This window comes from Streptomyces megasporus (assembly GCF_000718985.1).
GTDB classification, from domain to species: domain Bacteria; phylum Actinomycetota; class Actinomycetes; order Streptomycetales; family Streptomycetaceae; genus Streptomyces; species Streptomyces megasporus.
This window is the reverse complement of record NZ_JODL01000020.1, coordinates 108,635-114,995: the sequence shown is the minus strand read 5'-3', so window position 1 is coordinate 114,995 and position 6,361 is coordinate 108,635. Positions and strand designations below refer to the sequence as shown.

The 6,361-nt window shown below is 73.3% G+C and carries 5 protein-coding genes and 2 pseudogenes; 4 read left to right on the top strand and 3 right to left on the bottom strand.

Features of this window, described 5'->3' with window-relative positions; all coding sequences use genetic code 11:
• Nucleotides 1–94: 94 nt before the first annotated feature.
• Nucleotides 95–542: pseudogene (locus tag IF47_RS30780) on the bottom strand (integrase core domain-containing protein); the annotation flags it as partial.
• Nucleotides 543–739: 197 nt separating this feature from the next.
• Between IF47_RS30780 and IF47_RS0118130 the strand changes: the two are divergent.
• From IF47_RS0118130 to IF47_RS0118120, 3 genes are all read left to right on the top strand, one after another.
• A complete protein-coding gene (locus IF47_RS0118130; RefSeq protein WP_031509864.1) occupies nt 740–1,402 on the top strand; it encodes an MBL fold metallo-hydrolase in 663 nt (220 codons plus the stop codon).
• 104 nt (nt 1,403–1,506) lie between these two features.
• Complete coding sequence (locus IF47_RS0118125) at nt 1,507–2,283, top strand: exodeoxyribonuclease III (RefSeq protein ID WP_031509863.1); 777 nt, start codon at nt 1,507–1,509, stop codon at nt 2,281–2,283.
• A 117-nt stretch (nt 2,284–2,400) separates the two neighbouring features.
• Nucleotides 2,401–2,841, top strand: coding sequence for a DUF6278 family protein (locus IF47_RS0118120; RefSeq protein ID WP_031509862.1), 441 nt, complete (start codon nt 2,401–2,403; stop codon nt 2,839–2,841).
• 122 nt (nt 2,842–2,963) lie between these two features.
• On the opposite strand, the gene IF47_RS0118115 is transcribed toward IF47_RS0118120, so the two are convergent.
• Both IF47_RS0118115 and IF47_RS27965 read right to left on the bottom strand, forming a co-directional pair.
• Nucleotides 2,964–3,716, bottom strand: coding sequence for a GntR family transcriptional regulator (locus tag IF47_RS0118115; RefSeq protein WP_031509861.1), 753 nt, complete (start codon nt 3,714–3,716; stop codon nt 2,964–2,966).
• Between the two features lie 198 nt (nt 3,717–3,914).
• Nucleotides 3,915–4,675: pseudogene (locus IF47_RS27965) on the bottom strand (hypothetical protein).
• Between the two features lie 223 nt (nt 4,676–4,898).
• On the opposite strand from IF47_RS27965, the gene hydA reads away from it, so the two are divergent.
• Entirely contained in the window at nt 4,899–6,317 is a 1,419-nt protein-coding gene (hydA, locus tag IF47_RS0118105) for a dihydropyrimidinase (protein ID WP_031509860.1), read from the top strand.
• Nucleotides 6,318–6,361: the final 44 nt, after the last annotated feature.

Here is a 6,361-nt window from a genome sequence, read left to right as displayed (position 1 = left end):
CTGGCCACCGCCATCTGGCACAACTGGACCACCGGCGCCCCGGTCAAGCGATCCCTGATCGCCTATGACCACTGAAGACATCGGACTCATTCATCTAGCTGTACTGCCCTGTGAGGTCGGGGACGCGGCCGGCGGGTGGTGGCCTTTCAGCGCGGTGTGTCCGCGGTGGTCATTGTGGGTGTGCAGCCATCCGGGGAAGGCGCCGCGCCGTTCCTGCTCTGAGCGGTAGGGGCGGGTGTAGGCCCACTCCTCCAGCGGGGTGCGGTTGAAGCGTTCGGTCTTGCCGTTGGCCTGAGGTGGTCTGAGGCCGACAGGGCCGGGTTCGCCGGTGGGCGATCTCGGCCGCCGCCGGCAGGTCGCGCCAGTCGCGCGAGCGGTAACAGGAGCCGTCGTCGGTCGGCACCCGCTCGACGGTGACCCCGACCCGGGTGAAGAAGGTGTGGGTCCGGATCCAGAGGCCGGTGGCGGTCTCCTTACCCCTCGTCGGGCAGGATCTCGCTGTAGGCCGGGCGGGAGTGGTCGTCGACGGCGGTGTGCAGGTGGTCCCTCGGCCTCCGACCGGGAGGCGCCCCCGGTAGCCGACGCTGGAGCGTTCGGCGCGGCCGGCCCGGCGGCCCGGGGCCTGGGGACTTCCCGGCGCGCTCCGTGCCACGCCAGTGGGGGCCGACCCGATCGGCGGCCCCTCGACCGCGCGCCCACCGTCCGGCGTCACGGGAAGCACAGGGAGCACAATGGCCCCATGGAGCTCACGAAGAAGGGCCACTCCTGTGTCGCCCTGCACCGCGACGGACGCACGCTCGTCATCGACCCGGGAGGCTTCAGCGAGGAGGACGCCGCGGTCGGCGCCGACGCGATCCTCGTCACCCACGAGCACCCCGACCACTTCGACGAGGCCAGGCTGCGCGCCGCGCTGGAGGCGAACCCGGCGGCGGAGGTCTGGACCCTGCGCAGCGTCGCCGAGCAGCTCTCCGCCGCCTTCCCCGGGCGCGTCCACACCGTCGGGAACGGCGACACCTTCACCGCCGCCGGCTTCGAGGTGGAGGTGCACGGCGAACTCCACGCCGTCATCCACCCGGACATCCCGCGCATCACCAACGTCGGCTACGCCGTCACCCACGCCGGCGCCCCCGGCGGCGCGGTCTTCCACCCCGGTGACGCCCTGACCGTGCCGGACCGCCCGGTGGACACCCTGCTGCTGCCGGTGCACGCCCCCTGGAGCAAGCTCTCGGAGGTCGTCGACTACGTTCGCGAGGTGGGCCCGAGGGTGGCGTACGACGTCCACGACGGGCTGCTGTCGAACTTCGGGTACGCGGTCTACGGCCGGATGCTCGGCCCGAACGGCCCCGGGATCGGCGACGCGGAGCACGTGCGGCTGGCGCCCGGGGAGAGCACCACGCTCTGAGCGGACGCCACAGAGCGCCCGGGAACGCCCCGTCCGCCGCGGACCGCCCGGCCCACCCCCGGTCTCTTCCTGGGATGTCGGCGCCGGGCGGTAGATTCGCTGCCATGCGCATCGCCACGTGGAACGTCAACTCGATCACCTCCCGGCTGCCGCGGCTGCTGGCCTGGCTGGAGAACACCGGCACGGACGTGCTCTGCCTGCAGGAGCTGAAGTGCACGGCGGAGGCGTTCCCCGCCGAGCCCCTGCGCGAGCTCGGCTACGAGGCGGTGATCGACGCCACGGGGCGCTGGAACGGTGTGGCGATCCTCTCCCGGGTCGGCCTGGAGGAGCCGGTCGTCGGCCTGCCCGGCGGGCCGGAGTACGAGGGGGTCCGGGAGCCCCGCGCGGTCGGCGCCACCTGCGGCGGGGTGCGTCTGTGGTCGGTGTACGTGCCCAACGGCCGCGAGGTGGGCCACCCCCACTACGAGTACAAGCTCCGGTGGTTCGCCGCCCTGCGGGAGCTGGTCGAGAGGGAGACGGGGGAGGGGCCCTTCGCCGTCCTCGGCGACTACAACGTCGCCCCGACGGACGAGGACGTCTACGACCCGGCCGTCTTCGAGGGCGCCACCCACGTCACCCCGGCCGAGCGGCAGGCGCTGGCCGATCTGCGGGAGGCGGGCCTGGCCGACGTCGTGCCGCGTCCGCTGAAGTACGACCGCCCCTACACCTACTGGGACTACCGGCAACTGTGCTTCCCCAAGAACAAGGGCATGCGCATCGACCTGGTCTACGGCAACCCGGCCTTCGAGGCGGCGGTGAAGGACGCCTACGTCGACCGCGAGGAGCGCAAGGGCAAGGGCGCCTCGGACCACGCCCCGGTCGTGGTCGATCTCGAGGTGTGAACCACGGGTGTGGGATGTGAGGGCCGTGTGACGTCCGTCGTCGGAAGGGGCGGCGGGCCGCACGGCCCTCCGCGTGCCTGTGGTGTTCACCGCGCCGGTGGTGACACCCTGAGTCGCATGAACATCCCCTTCCTGGACAACTGGCGCAAGCGGTACGGGCAGTCCCGCGGCGTGGCGGTGGTGGGAGACGACCCGCGCGACGCCGAGGGAGTGGCGCAGCTCCTCTCCGAGTGCGAACTGCTGCGCGCGCAGGCCGGGGCGGCGGGGATCGAACTGGACGACACGGTCGAGTCACTCGCCGCCCTCGACCAACTCCTGCCGCTGTGGCGGGACGATCCGGAGATACTGCTCTGGTTGGGCAACGACGCGGGCCTGTACCTGGGCACGGTCGTCGTCCGCACGGTGCCGGGGGCACGGTGGCAGGTGTGGCCCAGTGGCCGCCCGGTGGTGCGGCTCGCCTCCGGTCGGGAGCTCGACGTGGTGGAGGCCGGCCGGGAGTGGGCGCTCAGCGGCACCCCGGAGTTGTCGCAGATGTACGCGGAGGCGTCCGAGGCGTAGGGCCCGTCCGTCGTGCGGCTTCCGGGCCGGGTCCGCGTCGTCGGGGCTGTGTCTTCGGGGTCGCGTCGTCGGGTCCGGGGCCGTGCCCGCGACCGCCCGGTCGTGGGCGGCCGGGTGGCCGGTCAGTCGGCGAAGGCGATGCGGTACTCCAGCCGCCAGCGGTCCGCCCGCACCACGATGTCGGAGGTCTCCACGGCCCGCCCGTCCGCCGTGTGGTGCGTGCGCTCGATGACCGTCACGCACTGCCCCGGCGAACAGCCCAGGGCCTCCGACTCCAGGGTGGTGGCCGGGCGCGAGCCCACCAGTTCGGTGGCCCCCGTCACCCGCATCCCGATGGCGGCGAACCGCTCGCGCACCCCGCGGCGGGCGTACGGGCCGCGCTCGGGGAAGACCACCTCGGTGCCCTCGGTGAGTGCCAAGGGCTCCCAACTCGTGGCGAGTTGGAGCGGACGCCGGTCGGCCAGGTACTCGTACTGCGTGCACATCACGCGGTCGCCCACGGCGATCCCCAACCGTTCGGCGATGCGCGGCGGGGCGGCCGTGGTGGCGGAGGTGGCCTCCCACAGCAGCGACGCCGTGGCGGCCCCGGCGTCGATCCGGGCGGCGAACGGGGAGTCCACCGTCTCGCCGGTCCGCAGCAGGTTCCCCAGGGGGCGGCGGTCGGTGACGAACACCCCGCGCCCGAACTGCCCTTCCGCGTAGCCCGCCGCCTTGAGCACGCGCACCGCGCGGTCCACGGTCTGGTCGCTGGCGGCGTAGGCGCGTTTCAGCTCGGAGCGCGACGGTATCCGGGCCCCCACGGCCAGGAGGCCCTCGTCGATCTGCCGGCGCAGGTCGTCGGCTATCCGCTGGTAGACCGGTCTGCTGTCGCCCATCCGGGAATCCTCTCCGTGCTGCCGCCTGTACCGGGTACGGGGAGTGGTCTTTCGCACCTGGGTCAGTACCTAGGTCAACAGGGTAGAAGGCGGTTTTCCGCCTGGTGGGGCGTCGTCGGCGACATCATCGACAGATCGACACACCGTCGTCCCGCGATCTCCAGAAATACGACGGGACGTCACCGGCCGCGGCTCCCGTCAGCTCCTGGCGCGGCGTCTCCCGCCGCCCGACGGGGAGGGCGCGGGTGACGGGGCGGTGGCGGCCTGGGTGACGTCCGCGACCGGCTCGACGACGTCGGGTCCGTACGCATGGGAGTTGACGACCTTCAACAGCAGGCAGAAGGTGCCGTCCACCCCGTAGGTGCGGGCCGGCTCGGTGTGGTGGCGGGCGAGGTGGCGGGCGGCGGCCTGGTTGGCGACGGCCCGCTGCCCGCAGGCGACGAAGACCGGGCGGGAGCCCTCGCCCGCGGTGAGTCGGGCCGGCAGGACGTGCTCCACCGACCCCTTCTCCGCGCGGTACCGCTCGCCGCCATGGTGAACGCGCCCTGGTCCGGGCCCGGTCCGGCGGACACGTCGATCCGGACCCCCGGCAGCAGGGAGTGGAGGTGGGCCGCGGTGCGGTGATTGGCGACCGGGCCGCCGATGCAGAACTCGGTGCGCTCGCCGAAGCCCTGGCGGACGGTGTCGTGGGAGAGCACCTGCGCGTGCGCGCCGCAGTCCTTGATCAGGGCGGACAGTTCCATCAGCGCGAAGACGTCCTCGCGGGCCACCGCGCCCTCGCCCGTGCCGGCCTGGCGGCCGACCACGAGCAGGCACTCGGAGTGGGGTGGCAGTCCCAGGAAGCGCTGGGTGCGGCGGAGTCGGCGGCGCCACAGGCAGGTGCGGCCGAACCAGCCGAGCGACGTGGTGACGCCGGCCGCGAGCACGCCCAGCACGATCTCGCGCAGGTTGTCGTCCATGGGGCGGAAGCGTAGCGGCGCACGTGCGTTTCCGTCCGGTGCATGACAGGGGCCCGGGTGCGGGCGGCGCGATCACGCGTTCCGACCGGGCGGTGCGGGAACCGTCCGTGACGCGGCGGGCACGGCGGCGGTGACGCCCGCGCCGTCGGGTTGCCGCGGCGGGTGAGCGGACCTACCGTCGCACTCGGGGCCGCCTTGGCGCGACCTCGAAGGAGATGGGCGCATGAGCCGTACGGTCGTCCGCGGCGGACTCGTCGTCACCGCCGCCGAGGAGCTGTACGCCGACGTCCTGATCGAGGGGCCGCGGATCGCCGCCCTCGCCGCGCACGGCAGCGCCTGCGCGAAGGGCTGGACGGCGGATCGCGTCATCGACGCCGGCGGCCGGTACGTCGTCCCCGGTGGCGTCGACGTCCACACCCACCTGGACTTCCCGTTCGACGGGACCTTCTCCGCCGACACCTTCGCCACCGGCACCCGGGCGGCGGCCTGGGGCGGCACCACCACCGTCGTCGACTTCGCCGTCCAGGGCCGCGGTCGCGGCCTCCGCGAGGGACTGGACCTGTGGCACGCCAAGGCCGACGGGCAGTGCGCAGTCGACTACGCCTTCCACATGGTCCTCTCCGACGTGAACGACGACACCCTTCGGGAGACGGACCTGCTGGTGGAGGAGGGCATCACCTCCTTCCGGCTGTACATGACGTACCCGGGCGTCCACTACAGCGACGACGGACGGATCCTGCGCGCCCTGCAACGCGCCGCCGACAACGGCGCCCTGATCATGGTGCACGCCGAGAACGGCATCGCCATCGACGTCCTCGCCGCCCAGGCCCTCGCCGCCGGTCACACCGAGCCCCGCCGGCACGGCGAGGTCCGCCACCCGCTGCTGGAGGCCGAGGCCGTCCACCGCGCCGTCCAGCTCGCCCGCGTCGCCGGAGCGCCGCTGTACGTGGTGCACGTCTCGGCGCGACAGGCCGTGGAGGAGCTGGTGGCGGCCCGGGACAAGGGGCTGCCGGTCTACGGCGAGACCTGCCCCCAGTACCTCTTCCTCTCCGCCGACGACCTCGCCCGCCCCGGCTTCGAGGGCGCCAAGTACGTCTGCACCACCCCGCTGCGGCCCCGCGGGGAAGGGCACCAGGAGGCCCTGTGGCGGGCGCTGCGCACCGACGACCTCCAGGTCGTCTCCACCGACCACTGTCCGTTCAACCTCGCCGGCCAGAAGGAACAGGGCCACGGCGACTTCACCCGCATCCCCAGCGGACTGCCGGGCGTCGAGCACCGGATGGACCTGCTCCACCAGGGCGTCGTCGCCGGGCGCCTCTCCCGCCGGCGCTGGATCGAACTCGCCTGCGCCGCCCCGGCGCGGATGTTCGGCCTGGCCGGGCGGAAGGGCACCCTCGCCCCCGGCGCGGACGCCGACGTGGTGGTCTACGACCCGACCGCCGACCACACCCTCTCGGTCGCCGGCCACCACATGAACGTCGACTACTCCGCCTACGAGGGGATGCGCGTCACCGGGCGGGTCGAGACCGTCCTGGTGCGCGGCGAGGTGGTCCTCGACCGGGGCGAGTACGTCGGACGCGCCGGACATGGCCACTTCCTGCCGCGCGGCATCTGCGAGCTCCCCGGCCTGCCACCCGCGTGACCCGGCTGCCGTCATGCCGCCCGGTTTCCGGGGAACGCTGAGAC